Origin of the sequence: Streptomyces humicola, from assembly GCF_024436035.1 — a bacterium.
Classification (GTDB): domain Bacteria; phylum Actinomycetota; class Actinomycetes; order Streptomycetales; family Streptomycetaceae; genus Streptantibioticus_B; species Streptantibioticus_B humicola.
Genome location: NZ_JANFNG010000021.1, coordinates 61,897 through 82,276, shown reverse-complemented (window position 1 = coordinate 82,276; position 20,380 = coordinate 61,897). Strand labels below are relative to the sequence as shown.

Below are 20,380 nucleotides of genomic sequence, written 5' to 3'. Positions count from 1 at the left end.
GCCCTCACCCCGAGGTGGGGGCGCCGACGGTCACCGTGAGCCGGGTCGGGTGGGCGGCCTGGACCTTGCCCTCGACGTCGCCGTTCGCCGGGTGGACGTCGTCGTACGGGAAGGCGTAGCCGAGCCCGTCGGCCGTGGTGGCGTGCACGATGCGGGCGTAGTGGTTGGTGCGCGGCTGGGCGTAGTAGGACGCGGGGTTCTCGCCGTCCGGCTGGTCGGCGTCGTCGAGCAGCGTCGTGCGGTTCAGCGCGGCGGCGAGCCGGGCGCTGAGATTGCCCATCTCGTCGTTGCCGGTGGTGAACGGCGCGGTGCTGCAGTTGAACACCGCATACGTCGACGGCTTGGCGAAGCTGCCCACGGAGGGGAAGGTGAGCAACCCGTTGCCGACCCTCCCGGTGACCGTGCCCCACCCGGCCTGGGTGTCGACGGTCAGGTCGGTGGACTGGTACTTCTGCCACACCTGGTCGATGTAGGCGTCGAGGTAGCCGGAGAAGAGGCTCTGGTCCCCGGTGGCGGCGGTGTTGGGGCTGAGCGCACGCAGATTGCGGCCGTCGGAGCCGGTGACGATCAGCCGCGCCCAGTCGCTTCCGTCGCTCGCCGCCTGGGCCCGCAACGCCGAACACACCGTGTCCAGACCGCCCGCGGGCAGCCCCCCAACGGTCTGCTGCCCGGAACCGGTGGCAAGTTGCAGGGCGATCGGCAGCGAGACGAAGTCGACGAAGGTGATGTTGCCGTACAGCTGGCTGTCGTCGTAGGTCAGCTCGCAAAAGCCCCATTGGGTTGCGGCGTTGGGGTCGGACGGGTTGGCGGCGGACGGCATGACGATGCCCGGGCCGGGATTGACGAGGAAGACGAGCTTGTCGCCGACGGAGAACCAGATGCGTCCGCCGGCGAGATGCGGCAGCGTGATCGTGGTGTGTCCGCCGCCGGACGCGGCGAGCGGGATGGCGCAGTCCGCGCCGAGCGGTGCGCCGGGCGCGGTGGGCGACGGCGGGTAGTAGGGGGTGCGGCCGTCGGCCTGCAGGAACATCCAGGCATTGCCGTTGTCGGGGTCCTGCCCGCTGACGTAGGCGTAGACGGTGTCGGAGCCGGTGGTGTTGACCAGGTCGACCGGGAGAGTTGCGGGCGTAGTGCCCGATGCGGTCGCCGTGCGCGGCAGGGAGGTGAGGACGGCCGGAGTGGCGAGCGCGGCGGCCGACGCGGTGAGCAGGCCTCGGCGGGAGATCATGGCGTGCCTCCGTGGGGGGAGTGGTGCCTCGGACAGCGCTCGACACTTTGCTGGTCTGGACATGCGCGCGTCAATATCCGTGCGTCAACACGTGAAACGTCGGGCCGCTCGGCCCGGCGTCATGACTTCACGGCTTGAACGCGCGGTCGTAGGACCATCCGTTCCGCCAGGGTGACGATCGGCAGGTCGAACCGGCCCGTCGCCGTCTCCGGACGGGAGGCCAGATACTCGCGTACTCGCGCGAGCAGAGCCGCGCGTTCGTCGTCGGGGAGCACGAGCGCGTGGGTACCGACCGTGCCGGTCAGCGAACCCGCCGCCCTCGCCTGCACATGCTCGAACGACGCCTTCTTTTACCGCCTCGAACGACGGGTGCTCACACAGTCCGCCCATCGAGGAGTTGGCGTACCGGACGTAGGAGACGCGGCTGCGTGCCACCTCGGCGAGCCCCCGCACCCACTCCACGCGGTCGTCGTCCGAGTTCCACAGCGCCCCGAGCACACCGCGGGGCCGCAGCACGCGCGCAATCTCGGGCAGCGCCCGCGCGAAGCTTCAGTCACAGCCGTCGCGTCGCCAGGGTGAGCCGGTCCCGCGCATCGAAGAGCGCATCCTTGATCATCTGCTCGTGGGCCGGGGTGAGCCTGGCCACCGGCACCGAGCAGCTGACCGCGTCACGCGCCGGGTCGCGGTAGGGGATCGCGACGCCGAAGCAGCGCAGGCCGAGAGTGTTCTCCTCGCGGTCCACCGCATAGCCCTGTTCGCGCACGGTGTGCAGTTCCTCGATGAGCTTCTCCCGGTCGGTGATGGTGTGCTCGGTGAGCGCCTCCATCGTCTCCGGCAGCATCTTGCGCACCTGCTCGTCGGTGTAGGTGGCGAGCAGTGCCTTGCCCAACGACGTGGAGTGCGCCGGGAGTCGGCGGCCGACCCGGGTGAACGGCCGCAGATAGTGCTGTGACTGGCGCGTCGCCAGATAGACCACATTGGTGCCGTCGAGACGGGCGAGGTGGATGGTCTCCGTGGTGTCGTCGGAGAGCCGGTCCAGCGTCGGGCGCGCCGCGGCCACCACCTCGTCGCCGTCGATGTACGAGGTGCCGACCAGCAGCGCCCGCACTCCGATGCCGTACCGGGTCCCGGTCGCGTCGGTCTCGATCCAGCCGAGCTCGACGAGCGTGCGCAGCAGCATGTAGAGACTGGACTTGGGGTAGCCCACCGCCTCCTGGACCGCGGCGAGAGAGTGCATCCCCGGGCTGCCGGCGAAGAACTCCAGCAGCTCAACGGTGCGGACCGCCGACTTGACCTGGGACCCGCCACCCTCGCCGACGCCAGCCATGACCTGACCCCTCTTGTTCGGCCGGTGCGCCGCAAGTAGGCTCCCGGCAGCATTCTATTCACAACCTGAGATGTCGTTCAGTATACCGAACGACACCTTGTTTGTACGAGGCAAACCTGGAGGTTTCCGCGTGGCCGGACCAGCCGTACCAGCCGTACCAGCCGTACCAGCCGTACCAGTCTGGAGCGTCGACCCCCGAACCGGGAAGCAGCGGGAGCAGGTGGTGACCGAGGCCACCGCCGAGGACGTCGACCGCGCGGTGCGGGCCGCCGCGGCCGCCGCCCCCGCACTCACCGACCGCGGTGCCCGCTCGGCTCTGCTGCGCACCGCCGCCGCCCTGCTGGAGGAGGACGCCCCGCACATCGTCGAGACCGCGGACGCCGAGACCGCCCTCGGCGCTCCGCGGCTGAACGGTGAACTCGCCCGCACCGCCTACCAGTTGCGTGCCTTCGCGGACGTCGTCGACGAAGGCGCCTTCCTTGACGTGATCATCGACCACGCCGACCCGGGGGCCGGCCCTGTCCCCCGGCCCGACCTGCGCCGCTACAAGATCCCCTTGGGCGTCGTCGCCGTCTACGCCGCCAGCAACTTCCCGCTCGCCTTCTCCGTGCCCGGCGGCGACACCGCGAGCGCGCTTGCGGCCGGCTGCCCCGTGGTCGTCAAGGCACACCCCGGCCACCCGGCCACCTCCCAGTTGTGCGCCGCGATCCTGCGCCGCGCCGCCGCGCAGGCAGGCCTGCCCGAGGACGTGGTCTCGGTCGTGCACGGCTTCGACGCAGGCGTCCGGCTCGTCTCGCACCCGCTGGTGAATGCTGCGGGATTCACCGGGTCGATTTCCGGCGGGCGGGCGCTGTACGACGCGGCAGCCGCACGCCCGCGCCCCATCCCGTTCCACGGCGAGTTGGGCAGCCTCAACCCGGTCGTCGTCACCCCCGCTGCGGCGGCCGAGCGCGCCGAGCAGATCGGCGCCGGGCTCGCCGCCTCCTTCACCCTCAGCAGCGGCCAGTTCTGCACCAAGCCGGGCCTCGTCCTCGCCCCCGCGGGTGAACCGGGCGACCGCCTCGTCACCGCGCTCGCCGAGGCCACCACGGCTGCCCCGGCCGGGGTACTGCTGGACGCCCGCATGCGCGAGCGCTTCGTCGCCGGGGTACGGGAGCGGGCCGCGCTGCCCGGCGTCACGGCCCCCGTCGAGCCCGGCGACGGCGGCGAGAACGCGGTGCGGGCCGGCTTCCTCACGGTGGCCGCCGCACGCCTGACCGAGCGGGGCCCGCACGACCTGCTCACCGAGGAGTGCTTCGGCCCGGTCACCGTCGTCGTCCGGTACGACACTGACGAGGAGGTCGTCTGCGTCCTGGGGCGGCTGGCCGGCAACCTCACCGCCACCGTGCACATCGGCGACGCCGAGGCGTCCGACGCGAGCGCCGCCGCCCTCGTCGCCCGGCTCACCCCGCTCGCCGGACGCGTCCTGGTCAACGGCTGGCCCACCGGCGTCGCCGTCGCCCCCGCCCAGCACCACGGCGGCCCGTACCCGGCCACCACCTCCACCTCGACATCGGTGGGAGCCACCGCCATCGAGCGCTGGCTGCGCCCGGTGACCTACCAGGACACCCCGCCGGCACTGCTGCCGCCGGAGCTGCGGGACGACAATCCGATGGGCATCCCGCGTCGCGTCAACGGACGCGCGCAGGGCTGAACGGTCGCACGATTGCGGAGCGGAGTGCGGTTATCGTGGGCGCGGCTCGGGCACCTGCCACGTCACGCCACAATGAGAAGGGCCACCGTCTGCCGTGTCTCACCGCCTCACATTCCGTACGGCCGTCACCGCGATCGCCGTCGTCGCAGCAACCGCGCTCGCAGGCTGCAGCTCCAGTGGACCGTCTGGATCGGCTGCGTCCGGTCCGGGTTCCGGATCCTCCGCGGCGGGCAGCGACGCGAAGAACACGCAGCCCGTGGTGAAGGCCGTGCCGAGCACGCCGCGCACCACTGCCGTGGGACGCACCACCGCGCCGCCGTGGGACACGCCGGCCGACCCCTCGGCGCGTGCCGTCGTCGCAGGCCTGCCGATGATGAGCGCCGAGGGAACCGTGATGCACATTCACGCGCACCTCGACGTCCTCGTCGACGGCAACCCGGTAACCGTCCCCGCGTACATCGGGATCGACGACAAGGCGCAGCAGATCAGCCCACTGCACACCCACGACCCGTCAGGTGTCATCCACATCGAGTCGCCCGTCAAGGCGACCTTCACCCTCGGCCAGTTCATGACCGAGTGGAACGTCGCGCTCGACGCCGACCGCATCGGCGGGATGAAGGCGGGCGGCGGCAATGTGCTGCGCGCCTACGTCAACGGCAAGCAGATCAAGGGCGACCCCGCCGCGATCGTGCTCCACGCTCACGACGAGATCGCCCTTGTCTACGGGCCGGAGCACCAGAACGTGAAGGTGCCCGCCACCTTCACCTTCCCCGCCGGCCTGTGACCGACCGGCGGATCAGCGCACCGCAGTGCCCTACTTAATCGGAACAAACGGGGCCCGCGCCCCGATGAACTCCGGGCGCCGGACCGGCGCCGCGAACGGCTCGACCGCGGCGTTCTCCACGCTGTTGAAGACGATGAAGACGTTGCTGCGCGGGAACGGCGTGATGTTGTCGCCGGACCCGTGCATGCAGTTGCAGTCGAACCAGGTGGCCGAGCCGGCCGGGCCGGTGAACAGCTTGATGCCGTACCGGCTCGCCATCTCGGTGAGCGCCTCGTTCGAGGGCGTTCCCGCATCCTGCATCTGCAGCGACTTCTTGTAGTTGTCCTTTGGCGTCGCACCCGCGCAGCCGAGGAACGTCTTGTGCGACCCCGGCATGATCATCAGGCCGCCGTTGGTGTCGTAGTTCTCGGTGAGCGCGATCGAGACGGACACCGTGCGCATCCGCGGCAGGCCGTCCTCGGCGTGCCAGGTCTCGAAGTCCGAGTGCCAGTAGAAGCCGCTGGCGCCGAAGCCCGGCTTGACGTTGATGCGGCTCTGGTGGACGTAGACGTCGGACCCGAGGATCTGCCGGGCGCGGTCCAGCACGCGCGGATCGCGCACCAGACCTGCGAACACCTCGCTGATCTTGTGCACCTCGAAGACCGACCGCACGTCCTGCGACGTCGGCTCGACGATGGAGCGCTCGTCCGCCCGCACGGCCGGGTCGCAGATCAGTCGGTCGAGTTCGGCCCGGTAGACCGCCACCTCGTCCGGGCTGATCAGCGGGTTGACCGTGAGGAAGCCGTCACGTTCGAACGCCTGGAGTTCGGACGGCTGGATCGGTCCCGCGGCGCCCGGCTCGGACCACACCACCGGCTCCTGACGCGGGGTGGCCACCTCGGTGGCCCCTCGGGTCGGGTACAGGTCGGTGGTGCGCTCGGGTGCGGTTGTCATGGTGTTGCCTTCCTCTCCTCTCGTACGGCCCTGATCGGGATGCAAGCCCCGTCGGCGGGGGCTTCAGCGGTCCGGCTGCGGCGCCGTGCCGGCGCCGGGATCAGCCGTCCGCGTCCTCGGTGAGCAGCGGATACACGCCGTTCTCGTCGTGGTCCTCCCGGCCGGTGACCGGCGGGTTGAAGACGCAGACGCAGCGGAAGTCGGTCTTCGGGCGCATGGTGTGGCGCTCGTGCCCGTCCAGCAGGTACATCGTGCCGGGCGTGATCCAGTGCTTCTCGCCGGTCTCGTCGTTGGTGAGCTCGGCCTCGCCCTCGACGCACAGCACGGCCTCGATGTGGTTGGCGTACCACATCGACGTCTCGGTGCCGGCGTAGAGCGTGGTCTCGTGCAGCGAGAACCCGACACGTTCCTTGGCGAGGATGATGCGCTTGCTGCGCCACGTGCCGCTCGCTGCGGTGACATCGCGGTCGGTGCCTTCGATGTCCTTGAAGGAAAGGACGATCACGGTGTGTTGAGCCTTTCTGTTCTCTCTGTCTCAGGCCGTCTCGCGGACGGCCCGGGCGATGATGCGCAGCCCCTCGTCCAGCTCCTCCGGGCTGATGGTCAGCGCGGGCAGGAGTTTGACGACCTCGCTCTCCGGGCCGGAGGTCTCCAGCAGCAGTCCGAGCTCGAAGGCGCGCGCGCACACCTTGGCCGCGCGCTCCTTGTCGGCGAACTGAAGGCCCCAGACCAGGCCACGGCCGCGGAACTCGGCGCCGGAGGCGGGATGTTCGGAGACGATCTCGCACAGCGCGGCCTCGACCTGCTCACCGCGGGCGATTGTCTGCTTCTCCATCTGCCCGTCGGCCCAGTAGGCGTCGAGTGCGGCGGTGGCGGTGACGAAGGCCGGGTTGTTGCCGCGGAAGGTGCCGTTGTGCTCGCCGGGCTCCCACAGGTCGAGCTCCGGCTTGAAGAGCGTCAGCGACATCGGCAGGCCGTAGCCGCCGATCGACTTGGACAGCGTGACGATGTCCGGGACGATCCCGGCCTCCTCGAAGGAGAAGAACGGGCCGGTGCGGCCGCAGCCCATCTGGATGTCGTCGACGATCAGCAGCATGTCGCGGCGCCTGCACAGGTCGGCGAGGCCGCGCAGCCACTCCGGGCGTGCGACGTTGATGCCGCCCTCGCCCTGGATGGTCTCCACGATCACTGCGGCGGGCTGGTTGAGCCCGGAGCCCTGGTCCTCCAGCAGCCGCTCGAACCACAGGAAGTCCGGGACCCGGCCGTCGAGGTAGTGGTCGAAGGGCATGGGCGTGCCGTGCACCAGCGGGATTCCGGCGCCTGCCCGCTTGAAGGCGTTGCCGGTCACGGCGAGCGAGCCCAGCGACATGCCGTGGAAGGCGTTGGTGAACGAGATGATCGACTCGCGGCCCTTGACCTTGCGGGCGAGTTTCAGCGCGGCCTCGACGGCGTTGGTACCGGTCGGGCCCGGGAACATGACCTTGTAGTCGAGGTTGCGCGGGCGAAGGATCACGTCCTGGAAGGTGGACAGGAAGGCGCGCTTGGCCGTGGTGGACATGTCCAGGCCGTGCGTGATTCCGTCGCGTTCCAGGTAGTCCAGCAGGGCGCGTTTGAGTACGGGGTTGTTGTGGCCGTAGTTGAGGGCCCCGGCTCCGGAGAAGAAGTCGAGGTAGGTGTGTCCGTCCTCGTCGTGCATGCGGCTGCCCTGCGCACGGTCGAAGACCGCGGGCCAGCCGCGGCAGTAGCTGCGGACCTCGGACTCCAGGGACTCGAAAACGCTCAGCTCGGGCGGGGTGATGGTCACCGTTGGCTCCTACGGGGGGTGGGTGGGCTGTCTTTGACGGCTGGTCGGGCCGCGGGCTCAGGCGGCTGCTGCGGCGGCGAGTGGTCCTATGCGGTACAGGACCTCCGGGTCGTGGCCGTCGGGGAACAGCCCGCCGTGGAACAGCACTTCCCGGGAGACGTCGGCGCCGTGGCGTTTGCCGTACGAGGTGAACAGCCGGTTGGACGCCTCGTTGCTCGGTGTGATCGTGGTCTCGACCTGACGCACGCCGAGAGAGGCGACCCGCTCGGTCAGCCCGTCGAGCATGAACGCGGCCAGACCGCGGCCGCGGTATGCGTAGTCCACCGCGACCTGCCAGACGACCAGCGTTTCCGGGCGCTCCGGGCGCACATAGCCGGTCACGAAGCCGACAGGTTCGCCGCTGTCGTCCCTGGCCACCACGGAGGTGCGGGCGAAGTCCCGGCACCAGAGCAGGTAGCTGTAGGAGGAGTTCAGGTCGAGGGCCTGCGAGTCGCGGGCTATGCGCCAGATCGCGGCGCCGTCCTCGACCGTGGGGGTGTCGAGGCGGGCGGGGAAAGCCGGGGAATTCGTCTCTTCGCGTACAAGGTCTTCTTGTGCGGCGGTCATGCGAAACAAATTTACCGAGCCGGAAAGCGAATTGCATCGCCGGGCGGGGTTACGCTAAGGGCCTGGATGTGTTATCGCGCGCACGTGAGGACCGCTGTGCGGCACCCGCAGTGCGTGGCGTTCTGTCCGGATATAACCGGGCATTACGGACAGTTGTGCAGAGTAGATAACAACTACGTAACAGCGTCGAGATCTGCTGGACTCACGCCGGATCCGCGTTAACGAAAACTTTGTGTTTAGCCGCGGGACGTCTGGGCAGAAGCTTGCGGGGGATTACCGGCAGGAAATGATCCCGGAATTACCCAGGAAAAGCACGGCATGCGCGGCGTGTGGTTTACCCGGATGCTATTGGGGCAGACGCGAATCCGTGAAATCAGCTGACCGCCGTGATCTCCGCCGTCGTTGCCCTGCGCGGAGGGTCGTAGAGTCCTGTCCATGACGGATGGAGCGGTGCTGCACATCAAGGGCCGGGTGCTCACCGGACCCGACAAGGCCAGGGACGAGCTGTGGGTCGTCGGCGGCCGCGTGACCTACCGGCGCCCGGCGACCGCCCGCGACGTGCGGACGGTGAACGGCTGGGCGCTGCCAGGACTGGTCGACGCCCACTGCCACGTGGGACTCGACAGGCACGGCCCGGTCGACGATGCCACCAGTGAGAAGCAGGCTCTCGCCGACCGCGACGCCGGGACGCTGCTCGTCCGCGACGCCGGATCGCCGTCCGACACCCGCTGGATCGACGACCGCGAGGACCTGCCGAAGATCATCAGGGCGGGCCGGCACATCGCCCGCACCCGCCGCTACATCCGCAACTACGCCCACGAGATCGAACCCGACCAGCTCGTCGCCCATGTGCGCCAGGAGGCGCGGCGCGGGGACGGCTGGGTCAAACTCGTCGGCGACTGGATCGACCGCGGGGTGGGGGACCTCGCGCCCTGCTGGCCGCGTGACGCGGTGCAGGCCGCGATCGCCGCTGCGCACGAGGAGGGCGCCCGGGTGACGGCGCACTGCTTCGCCGAGGACTCGCTGCGCGATCTCGTCGAGGCCGGCATCGACTGCATCGAGCACGCCACCGGGCTCACCGAGGAGACCATCCCGCTCTTCGCGGAGCGTGGCGTGGCGATCGTCCCGACCCTGGTCAACATCGCCACCTTCCCCGACCTGGCGGCCGGCGCCGAGTCGAAGTTCCCCGGCTGGTCCGCGCATATGCGGCGGCTGCACGCCCGGCGTTACGAGACCGTGCGCTCGGCGTACGACGCCGGGATCCCCGTCTTCGTCGGTACGGACGCGGGCGGTTCGCTCCCGCACGGTCTCGTCGCCGACGAGGTCGCCGAGCTGGTCCGGGCGGGCATCCCGGCGGTGGACGCGCTGTCCGCCGCGACCTGGGCGGCGCATACGTGGCTGGGCCGGCCGGCGCTTGAGGAGGGTGCACCGGCCGACCTGGTGGTTTTCGACGCCGATCCGCGTGCCGACGTGCGGGTGCTCGCCGACCCGCGGTGCGTCGTGCTGCGCGGACAGATCGTCGGCTGACGGGCCGCCTGCTCAGGCCGGCCGGTCAGGCCTGGCCCTTGGCACGGGCGGCCTGGATCTCCGCGATCTGTGCGCGGACGTTCTCCTCGGCCCGCTCCCTCGTGACGCCGAGGCCGATCAGCACCGCGGCGGCCAGTTCCTTGTCGTTGCGCAGTACTCCGAGCAACAGGTGCTCGGTGCCGATGTAGTTGTGGCCCAGGTGCAGGGCCTCCCGCAACGAGAGCTCCAGGGTCTTCTTCGCGCCACGGCCGAAGCGGGGCCGCTTGGGCGGGTTCTCCACCCCGGGCCCCAGGACCGCGATCGTGGCCTCGCGGACCTTGCCGAGCGGCGCGCCCAGGGCCTCCATCGCCTTGGCGGCCACGCCCTCCGGCTCGGTGAGCAGGCCGAGGACGATGTGCTCGGAACCGATGTGGTCGTGACCGAGCTCGGCGGCCTCCTTGCGGGCGTCCTCCACGGCGTTGCGGGCCCGCGGGGTGAACCGGCTGAACCGTCCGCCGGAGGCCTGGAAGTCGGGATCGTCGGACTCCTTGGGGACGAAGCGCTTCTGTGCGGCCTGCTTGCTCACCCCCATGTACTGGCCGATCTCCGTCCAGGACGCGCCGGATCGGCGGGCCTGGTCCACGAAGTGACCGATGAGATGGTCGGCGACCTCCCCGAGGTGGGCGGAGGTCTCGACCGCGTCGGCGAGGTGCTGCAGCGGGTCGCCGTCCGGGTGCTGGTTGGTGACGTGGGCGATCAGGTCGTCCAGTCGCACGGGCTCCGTATCCATATGACAACCTTAGGTTGACGATCGGGTTTCGTCAATCGATGGTTGACTCGAGTTGTGGTCCCGTTCTGTGGCCACAGTGAAAGGGTTGTACTGATGTTCCGAAACCATCCTTTGGAGTGAAATGGCGCCGGGTGGCTTCCCGTTCACAGTCAGTACGTAAATATGGCGGGGTCACAGTCGTCGGCGAACGCGCTGTCCCCTTCAGCGGCGCCGGCGGCTCCATGCCACTGTGGGGGTTTTCCACTTGTACAACTCTGTCCTCAACATGCCCGCGCGCCGTTCCGCCGCAGCGATCGGCGCTGCCGTCGCTCTCGCCGCGGGCGCCCTCGCCCTCGCGCCGTCCGCCCAGGCGGCCACGGCGAGCGGTTCCGGTGGAGGCCAGGCCACCGCGACCGTGCTGCGCACCAGCCTCGACGTCTCACTGGTGAACAAGACCGTCAACGTTCCGCTGAACGTCGTGCTCAATGACGTGCACGCGCCCGCGGACGCTCACGAGACCGCGCTCAGCGCCCAGTTGGCCGGGGTCGACAACGGCCGTCCGTTCAGCGTGCTGAGCGCCGATGTCGCCACCGCCCGCGCCACCGCCGATCAGCACCAGGCGCAGGGGTATGTGAACATCGTCAACGCCAAGGTGCACCTGCCCGGCCTGCCGTTGCTCTCCCTGATCGAGGCCCATGAGGTGACCGCACGGGCGACCTGCGAGGCGGGCAGGCAACCGACCGCGTACGCCGATCTGCTCGGCGACGTCGTCGTGCTCGGAAAGAAGATCAACGTCACGACAGCCGGTACGACGAAGGTGGACGTGCCCGGGGTCGGCGAGGTCAGGCTCGACCTGTCGAAGACCGAGACCACCTCCCACACCGCGGCCGCCACCGCCCTCGACCTGCACGTCTCGGTGAACCCGCTGAAGCTGGGCGTCGCCGATGTGGAGGGTGACGTCACCCTGGCACGGGCGACGTGCGAGACGCCGCAGGGCGGGGGCTCGTCCACCGGCGGCTCGACGAGCGGCGGTTCGACGAGTGGCGGATCAACGACCGGCGGTTCGACCGGCGGTGGTTCGACGAGCGGCGGCGGCAGCACCGGCGGAGGAACGCAGGGCACCGGGAGCAGCGGGGGCAGCGGCGGATCCGCCGGCTCCAGCACGGGCACACAGACCGCGGGCACCGGCAAGAACCTCGCCGAGACCGGCGCCAGTTCGAGCACGCCGTACATCGCCACCGGTGCGGGCGCCCTGCTCGTCACGGGCGCGGCCGTCGTCTTCGTGACACGGCGCCGCAGGTCGTCGTCGGGCCAGAGCTGAACGCCACCGTCCCCGTGCCGTCGTCCGCCTACGACGGCACGGGGACGGTCCGGCACCGGTAGCGCCGCTCACGCACCAGCGTTACGGCGACGAGCGCCGAGGCCACGGCGGCCGCTACGCCCAGGGCGAACGACCCCTTGAACCCGTGAGCCGCCGCCAACTGCCCGCCGACCGGGGCGGCGATCGCCTGACCGATGATCAGCCCCGTACCCACCAGCGTCATGGCCTCGCCCATGCGTTCCGCCGGAGCGATCCGCTCGACGAGAGTGAAGTTCGCAATGAGATGCGGAGCGACCGTGAGCCCGAGCGCGGCGAAGACCGCGGCCGCGCCGACGACCGAGCCGGTCAGCAGCAGGAGCGGCACCACCAGGCTCTGCGCGAGCACCGCCAGACGCAGCCGGACCGTCAGGTCCCAGGGGCCGGGATGCGCCGTGGTGAGCAGACCGGCCACCACGCTCGTCGCACCCGTTGCCGCCCACACCAGACCGGCAAGTCCCAGGTCCCCCTTGGCCATCGCGTTGATCCCGGCGTTGGCGGCGCCGAAGACGAGCCCCTGGCAGGTGGCCATCGCGAACAGCACGATCAGCGCCGGCGACATCAACGGGACCGAACGGCGGGCGGACCGGGCCCGCACTCCTGCGGGAGCCGTCGGGTGGACGGCGAAGACCACACCGAAGACGGCGATGAGGACGGCGGCACACACCAGACCCGCCGTCGGATCGATCGCTGCGGCGAGAATCCCCACGACCGCCGGGCCCGCGACGAAACTCAGCTCGTCGGTGGTGGCGTCGAGCGACAAGGCCGGGCCGATGAGTTCACGGCCGCGCGGGTGCCGCATCGCCAGCGCGGACCAGCGGGTACGGGCCAGCGGTCCGATCTGCGGGATGGTCAGACCACCGACGGCGGAAAGGCCCGTCTGCAGCGTGAGCGGGCCATGGCCGAGGACGGCGGCCACCATGGCCGCGATCGCTACGGCGTTGAGCAGCGAGGTGACGAGCAGGACCGGGCGGTGCCCGCGCCGGTCCGCCAGCCGTCCGATCAGCGGCCCGCCCACCGCCTGCCCCATCCACAGCGCTCCGGCGACGATGCCGGCGCGTCCGATGCCTGAAGCGGCGGTCACCATCAGCAACGTGCCGGTGGGGCAGAGCGCGGCGGGCAGCCGCGCCAGGAACGCCGCCAAAGGCAGGCCGGTGCCTGCGAGGCGGAAGATCGCGCGGAAGCCTGCGGGAGCGGCGCCACCCCCGGCGTGGTCCCGGGCGTCGGGTGCGGCGTCGGGCGGGGCGCCGGGCGTGGTCGCGCGCGCGGACATAAGCGCTGCTCCGATCTGCTCCGACGTGCAGTGATCGCCGTGTCACGAACCGCATCCATGTGATCACAGCCGATCGCGTGCCGGGTACCGGCGTTTGGCCCGATCCGTACCGCCCCGGACGCCACGGGGGTTGGAGGTTAATCCAATAGCCCGTCCGGCTCGGGCAGTGCCTTCGCCAGAGCCTCGACGAAGGCGTCCGAGACGGCCCGGTCGCGCACCGCGACCCGCAGCCAGTCCGGTCCGAGCCCCGGGAAGGTGTCCGCGCGGCGCACGGCGAAGCCGCACGCCCGCAGACGAACCCGCACCGCAGCCGCGCCCGCCGTGCGCAGCAGCAGGAACGGTCCGGCAGCCGGGGCCACCACCTCGATACGATCCGACTCGGCGAGCCGCCCCAGCAGGTGGGCCCGGTCCTCGGCGATCCGCACCGCCGCCGCCTCCGCCTCGGCGAGCGCCTCGGGCGCGGAGCACGCCTCGGCCGCGGCGAGCGCCGGAGCCGAGACCGGCCACAGCGGCTGGGAGCGCTGCAGTGAGGCCACCGTCTCCGGCGCGGTGAGCACATAGCCGATGCGCAGCCCGGCGAGACCCCACGTCTTGGTGAGGCTGCGCAGCACGACGAGGCCCGGCACGTCGCGTCGCCCCGCGAGCGACTCGGCCTCCCCGGGCACCGCGTCCATGAATGCCTCGTCCACCACCAACAGCCGCCCGGGACGGGCGAGTCGCGCCACGGCGTCGGCCGGGTGCAGTACGGACGTCGGATTGGTCGGATTGCCGATCACGACGAGATCGGCGTCCTCGGGGACCGCCGCCGGATCGAGCCGGAAGCCCCTTGAGCCGTCGAGCAGCACCCGCTCGACGGCGTGCCCCGCGTCACGGAGGGCCGCCTCCGGCTCCGTGAACTGCGGGTGCACCACCACCGCACGGCGCGGCGCGACCGTTCGCGCCAGCAGGACGAAGGCCTCCGCCGCGCCCGCCGTGAGCAGCACCTCGTCAGCCGGCCGCCCGTGGCGTGCCGCCACGGCACGCCGCGCCGCCCGCCCGTCCGGGTAGCGGGCAAGGTCGTCCAGCGACGCGGCTATCCGCTCCTTCAGCCACGAAGGGGGCGTTCCGGTCCGGACATTGACGGCGAGGTCGACGAGCGCCGCGCCCTCGTCCCGTACCTCCGCGTCGCCGTGATGGCGCAGATCGTGCCGGTCAGCGGGTGTGGGCATGGCCGCCGTGGTGGTGTCCGTGGCTGTGCGCGGGGTCCTCGGGGTGGTGGTGCGGCTGCTGCGGCAGGCCGACGCGGTCCTCGAAACCGGGAAGGGCGATGCGGTAGACGCAACTGTCGCAGTTCATCCGAAGATCGCCTTCGAGGGTCTCGCGGTAGCGCTCCATGACGAGATCGGCCAGCTCCTGCGTGGGGCCGATGACATCGGCGCTGCGCACATCGATCTCGGGGTGCGCGGCCGCCCAGCCCTCGGTCTGCTGGCGTACGCGCTCCGGGAGCACCCCCTCGAACAGGAAGTACGGCAGGACGACGATGCGGCGCGCCCCGAGCCGGGCACAGCGGTCGAGCCCCGACGGCACATCGGGCGCGGCGAGCGAGACGAACGCCGTCTCCACCCCTGCGTATCCGCGCCCCTCCCACAGCAACCGGGCGACCTTGAACACCTCGGAGTTGGCGTCCGGGTCGGTCGAGCCGCGGCCGACGAGCAGCACGGTGGTCGTCGCCCGGTCGGAGGGGGAGCGGTGGCCGTCCTCGCCGAGCGCCTCGTCGAGCCGCCGCTCCAGCACCTCGAGCAGCGCAGGGTGCGGGCCGAGCGGCCGCCCGTACGCGTAGGCGGTGCCGGGATGGCGCTTCTCCTCGCGGGCGAGCGCCGCTGGGATGTCGCCCTTGGCGTGTCCGGCCGACACCAGGACCAGCGGCACGGCGGCGAACTGCCGCACGCCGCGGCTCTCGATGAGCTCCGCCACGGCGTCGGCGAGCGGCGGCGGGGACAGCTCGATGAAGCCGCCGCCCACGGGCAGTTCGGGGTTGCGCTCATCGAGCTCGCGGACGAAGGAACGGAAGGCTTCGGCTCCGGCCTCGTCGCGCGTGCCGTGGCCGACGAGCAGAAGAGCGGGCGGCGGGGTCACTGGTGGTTCTCCTTGCGGGTGCTGAGGGGTTGTGCGTGCGCTGGGGCAGGGGCCGGGGTGTAGAGCAACGCGTTGAGCGCGGCAGCCGCGACCGCGGAGCCGCCCTTCTCCGAGACGTTACTGACGGCCGGAAGACCGCTCGCACGCAGGGCGGCCTTGGACTCGGCGGCACCGACGAAGCCGACGGGCAGCCCGATGACGAGAGCGGGAGCGGCATCGAGCAGCAGCAGCTCCTCGAGCGCGGTGGGCGCACAGCCGATCACCCACACCGCTCCCGGCCCCACCTGCTCATGAGCAAGGCGGACGGCGTGCGCGGAACGCGTCAGCCCGCGGCCCGACGTGGCATCGCGCAGCCGGCACACGGCCTTCACGGCCGTGATGCCGGACGCCACCATCTCCACGTCCGTGACGACGGGCGCGCCGGCGTGCAGTGTCCGGTGGGCGGCCGTCAGCGCCGGCTCGTCGACGACGAGGTCGGTGGCGTAGTCGAGGTCGGCGCTCGCATGGATGACGCGTTCGACGACGGCCCGACTGAGCGGCGGCAGCCCGGACAGGTCCAGGCGCGAGCGCAGGATGCGGTACGACTCCTGCTCGATGGGGTGAATGGTGCGGGTCACCGGGCTCCTCCGGCAGTCGTCTCGGCACGTGCCGAGGCAGTCGTCTCTTCGATGGCGTCGACCGGGCAGACGTCGATGCACTCGACGCAGCCGGTGCACAGGTCGGCGCGGACCAGCAGTTGGCCGCCGTCCGGCCGTATGGCATGGGTCGGGCAGGTCAGCAGGCATGAACCGCAGCCCGCGCAGCGCGACGTCACGCGGACCGCCGCCGCCCCTGCGCCGGCCGTCACCGCTGCCACCGGTAACCGCGCGGTGTGACCATGCGTCCGGCGACCTGCCGAGTGGCGGAGTTGCCGACGGTGACGACGGTGACCATGTCCACCGTCGTCACATCGAGACCCGCCAGCGTCGTGACCTCGCTGCGCTCGTCCGGCCGGGACGCGGCATGCACCACACCCACCGGCGTCTGCGGCGAACGGTGTTCCGCCAGCACGGCGAGCGCCTTCGGCAGCTGCCAGTCCCGGCCACGGCTGCGCGGGTTGTAGAAGGTCACCACCAGATCCGACTCGGCCGCCGCCCGCACCCGTCGCTCGATCACCTCCCACGGCGTGTGCAGATCGGAGAGGCTGATCGAGACATGGTCGTGGCCGAGCGGCGCGCCGAGGATCGCCGCGGCGGCGAGCGCGGCCGTCACACCGGGCACCCCGATCACATCGATGTCGTCGGCCGCCTCGGCGAGTGCGGGCGAGGCCATCGCGTACACGCCGGCGTCGCCGCTGCCGATCAGCGCCACCGCATGCCCGGCGCGGGCCTCGGCGACCGCGGTGCGGGCCCGCTCCTCCTCGGCTCCCAGGCCCGACTCGAGCACCCGGGTGCCGGGGCGCAGCAGATCACGGATCTGGCCGACGTACTGGTCGAGGCCGACGACGACCGAGGCGCGCCGCAACTCGGCGCGGGCGCGTGGCGTGAGCAGATCGCGCGCGCCCGGACCGAGGCCGACGACGGCGAGCCGGCCGCGCGGGCGGCGGCGCGCCACCGCCGCCGTGGCCGTCGCCGGACCGGACGGCGGGGCGGACTTGCGCTTGGGAACGAGGAGTTCGCCACCCGCGCCCGCGCCGAGGAGCGCCGCGGCCTCGGCGACGCTCGCGGTGCCGACCGCGGCGAGCGGAGCGTCGGAGGGATGGGGCACCTCGACGGCGCCCAGCCGCCGCGCGTCGTACGTCACGAGGGGCACCCCGAGCCGTTCGGCCGCCGCGACGATGCCAGGCTCCTCCGCCTTCGCGTCGACGGTGGCCAGAGCGGCGACGGAGCACGGCGAAAGACCGGCATCCGCCAGTGCCGCGGCAATCAGCTGCCGGACCTCCTCCGCGGGCGCGCCCTTGCTTGCGCCGACGCCGACGACGAGCGTCGGCGGCCGCAGCACCGCGGTCCGGTCGTCGGGGGTGACGGCCCGGTCGGTGACCATGATCCGGACGTCACTGTCAGTGGTCGCCGTTACGTTGGGTGGCAGAGGAGGAAGGGGGTGGACGTCATGGGCGTCCAAGTGAACGGGGGAGCCATCGAGCATCGCGCGGCTGACGGCCGCGACGGCGCCCTCGACCGGCCAACCGAGCGTGTCGAGGCCGGGAATGGAGACGGCGTCGGTCGCCGTCGTGACCACAGGACGGCCGCCGAGCACGTCGCAGACCTGCTCCGCAAGCTCGTTGGAGCCGCCCGCATGGCCGCCGAGCAGGGCCACCGCATACTGCTGCGCCTCGTCGACGCAGACCACGCCGGGGTCGCAGGCCTTGTCCGACAGCAGCGGTGCGATCAGCCGAACCGCGGCGCCGGCCGCCAGAAAGCACACCAGCTGCTCGCATTCGGCGAAGGCGCGGGTCACGGCCTCGCGTACCGGGCCCTCGTAGGCCCGGGTACGCCCGGGCCAGGCCGCGGCGAGCCGGTCGCGGGCGGCAGTGCCTGCCGCGGTGGCGGCGATCAGGCCGATCACTGTGATGCTCCTTCATGTGAATCAAGCGCATCCCCGGCGGATCCGCCGGCCGTTGCGCGGGTTCCCCACAGGACGAACACGGGGTTGGCGGCGGCGAGCCGCGTCACATCGCCCGGCAGAGGGGAGAGCCGGGACGACTGGATGAGGGCGCCCTCAACACGCAGCCCGGCCTCGGTGAGAGCGGCGCGCACGGTGGGCACGCGGTCGAGGGCGGCGACGGTGACGACGACTGTGCGGCGCGTCCTGCGGGCACAGGCGGCCACGATCGCGGGCAGGTCCCGGCCGCCGCCGCCGATGAACACGGCATCGGGATCGGGCAGTTCCGGGAGCACATCGGGCGCGGTGCCGTGCACGGTCTCGACGTCCACGCCATGGGCGGCGGCGTTGGCCCGGATCCGTTCGACGCCGTCGGGGGTCTTCTCCACGGCCACCGACGCGGCACCGAAGCGCGCGCACTCCACCGCGACCGAGCCCGATCCAGCGCCGATGTCCCACACCAGCTCCCCGGTGCGCGGCCCCAGACGCGCCAGCGCCAGCGCCCGCACCTCGTACTTGGTGACCATCGAGTCGCGGTGCTCGAACTCCTCCTCCGGCAACGCCCATCGGGCGGGGGCGGGGGGAGAACCGGCCACCGTGCGAAGGGAGGAAGCCAGCCGACGCTCGTCCAGGCACACCACGACGCTGACCATGCCCGGCGGCCAGTCACGGCCCGCTGCCTCGGCCGGGGTGAGGTGTTGCACGTACTCGTCCGGGGTGCCGAGGGCGCCCGCGACGACCAGGGTTCGGGGGAGTCCGGTACGGGCGAGAGCCTGGCCCAGCTCCGCCGGTCCGGCCCCCGGGCCCGTCAGCACCGCGGTCTTCGGATGCGCGCGGCAGACGTTGACCGCGGTGCGCAGCGCACGGCCATGGGCGCTGACCACGACGGCGTCGTCCCACGCGAGTCCGAGCCGGGCGAAGGCCACGGCCACCGATGCCGACGCGGGATGCACATCAAGCCGTTCGGGGCCGAACCGCTCGGAGAGAGCGCGCACGATCCCGAAGAAACCGGGGTCGCCCGACGCGAGGACGACGACGCGTCCTGGCTCGCGCGTGGCCAGGCGGGCTCCGATGGCGTCGAGCGCCGGGGCCAGCGGGCCCAGGGCGATCCGCTCGGTGGCCGGCGGCAGTTCCGCCGCCGCGAGGTGACGGGCCGCGCCCACCACGAGCGTGGCCCCCGCCAGCGCCTCCCGCGCCGGTCCGGGCAGGCCCGTGCCCGTACCCGCACCCACAACCGTGATCACGACAGCAACTCCCCACCCGAGGAGGCGATCAGCGTACGGCCGGTGAAGTCCACCATCGCGGCCTCCGCCACGAGCCGGTGATCCACGAACCGCCCCATCACGTCCGTGACGCGACGGCACAGCTCCGCCCCCGCGCTCTCCAGCAACCCCGCCTCCTGCCACAACTCGTATCCGTGGCGCGCGGTGTTGGCGGAGGCGACCCGGTCGACGAGCGCAGCGTCGCCGCCGACGTCCCGCGTGATCCGGGCGAGCACACCCGGATCCACTGCGGAGCGCGTGTAGTGCGTCATCAGCACGCCCGCGGCGAGCTTCGTCAGCTTGCCCACCATGCCGACGAACACCACACGCTCCAGGCCGTGTTCGACCGCGCGCCGCAGCGCGGCGCCGGTGAAATCACCGACCTCGATGAAGCACACCTGCGGCAGGTCCGGCAGCAGCGCCATCGCGCCCTTCTCCGTGCGCCCGCCCGTGCAAAGCAGGACCGTGCGCTCGCCCTGGGCCGCCGCCACCGACACCGCCTGCTCGACACTGGCTCGCCACGAAGCCGTCGAGAACGGCCGGACGATCCCGGTCGTGCCGAGAATCGAAATCCCGCCGATGATGCCCAGCCTGGCGTTGGTCGTCTTGCGGGCCCGCACCTCGCCGTCCGGCACGCTGATGGTCACATCCACGCCGCGAACATCGAGATCCACGGCCTCGCGCACCGCCTGGGTGATCATCGCGCGCGGCGTCGCGTTGATGGCGGGACCTCCCACGTCGAGCCCGAGACCGGGCTTGGTGACCACGCCCACGCCGATGCCGCCGTGCAACCCGATCCCGGGCGCCTGCCGCCAGGTGACCGTCGCTGTCAGGTGCGCGCCATGCGTGACGTCCGGATCGTCACCCGCGTCCTTGACCACGACCGCCTCCGTACGGCCGGGCCGCAACTCCTCGCACCGCTCCACCGCGAACGTCACCCGCTGCCCCGACGGCAGCGCCACCTCGACCCAGCGCTGCGGCTCCCCGGTCACCAGATGCAACGCGGCGGCGCGCGCGGCGGCCGACGCACACGTGCCGGTCGTCCACCCCGTGCGCAGCGCCTTGGGACGCACCTTGGCGGTACGCGGCAGATCCGGCTCGCGCAGCTCGGGCTGCTGCTGGTCGTGGTCCCGGTCCTCCAAG

21 protein-coding genes are annotated in these 20,380 nt (G+C 71.6%); 4 read left to right on the top strand and 17 right to left on the bottom strand.

Annotated elements, in window-relative coordinates:
* Nucleotides 1-4: 4 nt before the first annotated feature.
* From NGB36_RS23305 to NGB36_RS23295, 3 genes are all read right to left on the bottom strand, one after another.
* Entirely contained in the window at nt 5-1,228 is a 1,224-nt protein-coding gene (locus tag NGB36_RS23305) for a glycoside hydrolase family 64 protein (RefSeq protein WP_255922384.1), read from the bottom strand.
* Between the two features lie 119 nt (nt 1,229-1,347).
* Nucleotides 1,348-1,557, bottom strand: coding sequence for a hypothetical protein (locus NGB36_RS23300; protein ID WP_255922383.1), 210 nt, complete (start codon nt 1,555-1,557; stop codon nt 1,348-1,350).
* A gap of 224 nt (nt 1,558-1,781) precedes the next feature.
* Nucleotides 1,782-2,555: an IclR family transcriptional regulator gene (locus NGB36_RS23295; RefSeq protein ID WP_255922381.1), complete on the bottom strand. Its 774-nt coding sequence runs from the start codon at nt 2,553-2,555 to the stop codon at nt 1,782-1,784.
* Nucleotides 2,556-2,685: 130 nt separating this feature from the next.
* Here NGB36_RS23295 and NGB36_RS23290 point away from each other — a divergent pair, with 130 nt between their 5' ends.
* Entirely contained in the window at nt 2,686-4,248 is a 1,563-nt protein-coding gene (locus NGB36_RS23290) for an aldehyde dehydrogenase (NADP(+)) (protein ID WP_308288913.1), read from the top strand.
* Nucleotides 4,249-4,347: 99 nt separating this feature from the next.
* Here NGB36_RS23290 and NGB36_RS23285 read toward each other — a convergent pair whose 3' ends face one another.
* Nucleotides 4,348-4,650, bottom strand: a complete 303-nt coding sequence (locus NGB36_RS23285; RefSeq protein ID WP_255922380.1) for a hypothetical protein — start codon at nt 4,648-4,650, stop codon at nt 4,348-4,350.
* Between NGB36_RS23285 and NGB36_RS23280 the strand changes: the two genes are divergently transcribed.
* Nucleotides 4,643-5,032 (top strand): hypothetical protein, encoded by a 390-nt coding sequence (locus NGB36_RS23280; protein WP_255922379.1) that lies wholly within the window; start codon nt 4,643-4,645, stop codon nt 5,030-5,032. The two genes, NGB36_RS23285 and NGB36_RS23280, sit on opposite strands and share 8 nt — an antisense overlap.
* Nucleotides 5,033-5,062: 30 nt before the next feature.
* Here NGB36_RS23280 and thpD read toward each other — a convergent pair whose 3' ends face one another.
* From thpD to ectA, 4 genes are all read right to left on the bottom strand, one after another.
* Nucleotides 5,063-5,965: an ectoine hydroxylase gene (gene thpD, locus NGB36_RS23275; protein ID WP_255922378.1), complete on the bottom strand. Its 903-nt coding sequence runs from the start codon at nt 5,963-5,965 to the stop codon at nt 5,063-5,065.
* Between the two features lie 100 nt (nt 5,966-6,065).
* On the bottom strand, nt 6,066-6,470 hold the full coding sequence (locus tag NGB36_RS23270) for an ectoine synthase (RefSeq protein ID WP_255922376.1): 405 nt from the start codon (nt 6,468-6,470) through the stop codon (nt 6,066-6,068).
* 30 nt (nt 6,471-6,500) lie between these two features.
* A complete protein-coding gene (gene ectB, locus NGB36_RS23265; protein WP_255922375.1) occupies nt 6,501-7,769 on the bottom strand; it encodes a diaminobutyrate--2-oxoglutarate transaminase in 1,269 nt (422 codons plus the stop codon).
* Nucleotides 7,770-7,826: 57 nt separating this feature from the next.
* Entirely contained in the window at nt 7,827-8,375 is a 549-nt protein-coding gene (gene ectA / locus NGB36_RS23260) for a diaminobutyrate acetyltransferase (RefSeq protein ID WP_255922374.1), read from the bottom strand.
* 435 nt (nt 8,376-8,810) lie between these two features.
* Here ectA and NGB36_RS23255 point away from each other — a divergent pair, with 435 nt between their 5' ends.
* Nucleotides 8,811-9,902 (top strand): amidohydrolase family protein, encoded by a 1,092-nt coding sequence (locus NGB36_RS23255; RefSeq protein WP_255922373.1) that lies wholly within the window; start codon nt 8,811-8,813, stop codon nt 9,900-9,902.
* Between the two features lie 25 nt (nt 9,903-9,927).
* On the opposite strand, the gene NGB36_RS23250 is transcribed toward NGB36_RS23255, so the two are convergent.
* Nucleotides 9,928-10,671: a Clp protease N-terminal domain-containing protein gene (locus NGB36_RS23250; RefSeq protein ID WP_255922372.1), complete on the bottom strand. Its 744-nt coding sequence runs from the start codon at nt 10,669-10,671 to the stop codon at nt 9,928-9,930.
* Nucleotides 10,672-10,936: 265 nt separating this feature from the next.
* On the opposite strand from NGB36_RS23250, the gene NGB36_RS23245 reads away from it, so the two are divergent.
* Nucleotides 10,937-11,971: an SCO1860 family LAETG-anchored protein gene (locus NGB36_RS23245; RefSeq protein WP_372509510.1), complete on the top strand. Its 1,035-nt coding sequence runs from the start codon at nt 10,937-10,939 to the stop codon at nt 11,969-11,971.
* A gap of 28 nt (nt 11,972-11,999) precedes the next feature.
* On the opposite strand, the gene NGB36_RS23240 is transcribed toward NGB36_RS23245, so the two are convergent.
* The 8 genes from NGB36_RS23240 to NGB36_RS23205 form a co-directional block, all read right to left on the bottom strand.
* Nucleotides 12,000-13,280, bottom strand: coding sequence for an MFS transporter (locus NGB36_RS23240; RefSeq protein ID WP_255922370.1), 1,281 nt, complete (start codon nt 13,278-13,280; stop codon nt 12,000-12,002).
* Nucleotides 13,281-13,417: 137 nt separating this feature from the next.
* Nucleotides 13,418-14,488 carry an Rv2231c family histidinol phosphate aminotransferase CobC gene (gene cobC / locus NGB36_RS23235; protein ID WP_255922369.1) on the bottom strand — a complete coding sequence of 357 codons (1,071 nt, stop codon included), beginning with the start codon at nt 14,486-14,488 and terminating at the stop codon, nt 13,418-13,420.
* Complete coding sequence (locus NGB36_RS23230; RefSeq protein WP_255922368.1) at nt 14,472-15,395, bottom strand: sirohydrochlorin chelatase; 924 nt, start codon at nt 15,393-15,395, stop codon at nt 14,472-14,474. The genes cobC and NGB36_RS23230 overlap by 17 nt, the downstream gene beginning before the upstream one ends.
* Nucleotides 15,392-16,012: a precorrin-8X methylmutase gene (locus NGB36_RS23225; protein ID WP_255922367.1), complete on the bottom strand. Its 621-nt coding sequence runs from the start codon at nt 16,010-16,012 to the stop codon at nt 15,392-15,394. The genes NGB36_RS23230 and NGB36_RS23225 overlap by 4 nt, the downstream gene beginning before the upstream one ends.
* Nucleotides 16,009-16,242, bottom strand: a complete 234-nt coding sequence (locus tag NGB36_RS23220; protein WP_255922366.1) for an ATP-binding protein — start codon at nt 16,240-16,242, stop codon at nt 16,009-16,011. The genes NGB36_RS23225 and NGB36_RS23220 overlap by 4 nt, the downstream gene beginning before the upstream one ends.
* Entirely contained in the window at nt 16,239-17,939 is a 1,701-nt protein-coding gene (cobJ, locus tag NGB36_RS23215; RefSeq protein WP_255922365.1) for a precorrin-3B C(17)-methyltransferase, read from the bottom strand. The genes NGB36_RS23220 and cobJ overlap by 4 nt, the downstream gene beginning before the upstream one ends.
* Nucleotides 17,936-19,219 carry a precorrin-6y C5,15-methyltransferase (decarboxylating) subunit CbiE gene (gene cbiE / locus NGB36_RS23210; RefSeq protein ID WP_255922364.1) on the bottom strand — a complete coding sequence of 428 codons (1,284 nt, stop codon included), beginning with the start codon at nt 19,217-19,219 and terminating at the stop codon, nt 17,936-17,938. Before cbiE ends, cobJ begins: the two co-directional genes overlap by 4 nt.
* Nucleotides 19,216-20,379 carry a cobalt-precorrin-5B (C(1))-methyltransferase gene (locus NGB36_RS23205; protein WP_255922363.1) on the bottom strand — a complete coding sequence of 388 codons (1,164 nt, stop codon included), beginning with the start codon at nt 20,377-20,379 and terminating at the stop codon, nt 19,216-19,218. The genes cbiE and NGB36_RS23205 overlap by 4 nt, the downstream gene beginning before the upstream one ends.
* Between the last annotated feature and the right edge of the window lies 1 nt (nt 20,380).

Bases quoted from the DNA above. Each gene is read 5' to 3' on its own strand.
- thpD (WP_255922378.1), bottom strand. From the start codon at position 5,965: ATGACAACCGCACCCGAGCGCACCACCGACCTGTACCCGACCCGAGGG.
- NGB36_RS23280 (WP_255922379.1), top strand. From the start codon at position 4,643: ATGCACATTCACGCGCACCTCGACGTCCTCGTCGACGGCAACCCGGTA.
- NGB36_RS23255 (WP_255922373.1), top strand. From the start codon at position 8,811: ATGACGGATGGAGCGGTGCTGCACATCAAGGGCCGGGTGCTCACCGGA.
- ectA (WP_255922374.1), bottom strand. From the start codon at position 8,375: ATGACCGCCGCACAAGAAGACCTTGTACGCGAAGAGACGAATTCCCCG.
- NGB36_RS23305 (WP_255922384.1), bottom strand. From the start codon at position 1,228: ATGATCTCCCGCCGAGGCCTGCTCACCGCGTCGGCCGCCGCGCTCGCC.
- NGB36_RS23245 (WP_372509510.1), top strand. From the start codon at position 10,937: ATGCCCGCGCGCCGTTCCGCCGCAGCGATCGGCGCTGCCGTCGCTCTC.
- NGB36_RS23240 (WP_255922370.1), bottom strand. From the start codon at position 13,280: ATGTCCGCGCGCGCGACCACGCCCGGCGCCCCGCCCGACGCCGCACCC.
- NGB36_RS23285 (WP_255922380.1), bottom strand. From the start codon at position 4,650: ATGTGCATCACGGTTCCCTCGGCGCTCATCATCGGCAGGCCTGCGACG.
- NGB36_RS23250 (WP_255922372.1), bottom strand. From the start codon at position 10,671: ATGGATACGGAGCCCGTGCGACTGGACGACCTGATCGCCCACGTCACC.
- cobC (WP_255922369.1), bottom strand. From the start codon at position 14,488: ATGCCCACACCCGCTGACCGGCACGATCTGCGCCATCACGGCGACGCG.
- NGB36_RS23295 (WP_255922381.1), bottom strand. From the start codon at position 2,555: ATGGCTGGCGTCGGCGAGGGTGGCGGGTCCCAGGTCAAGTCGGCGGTC.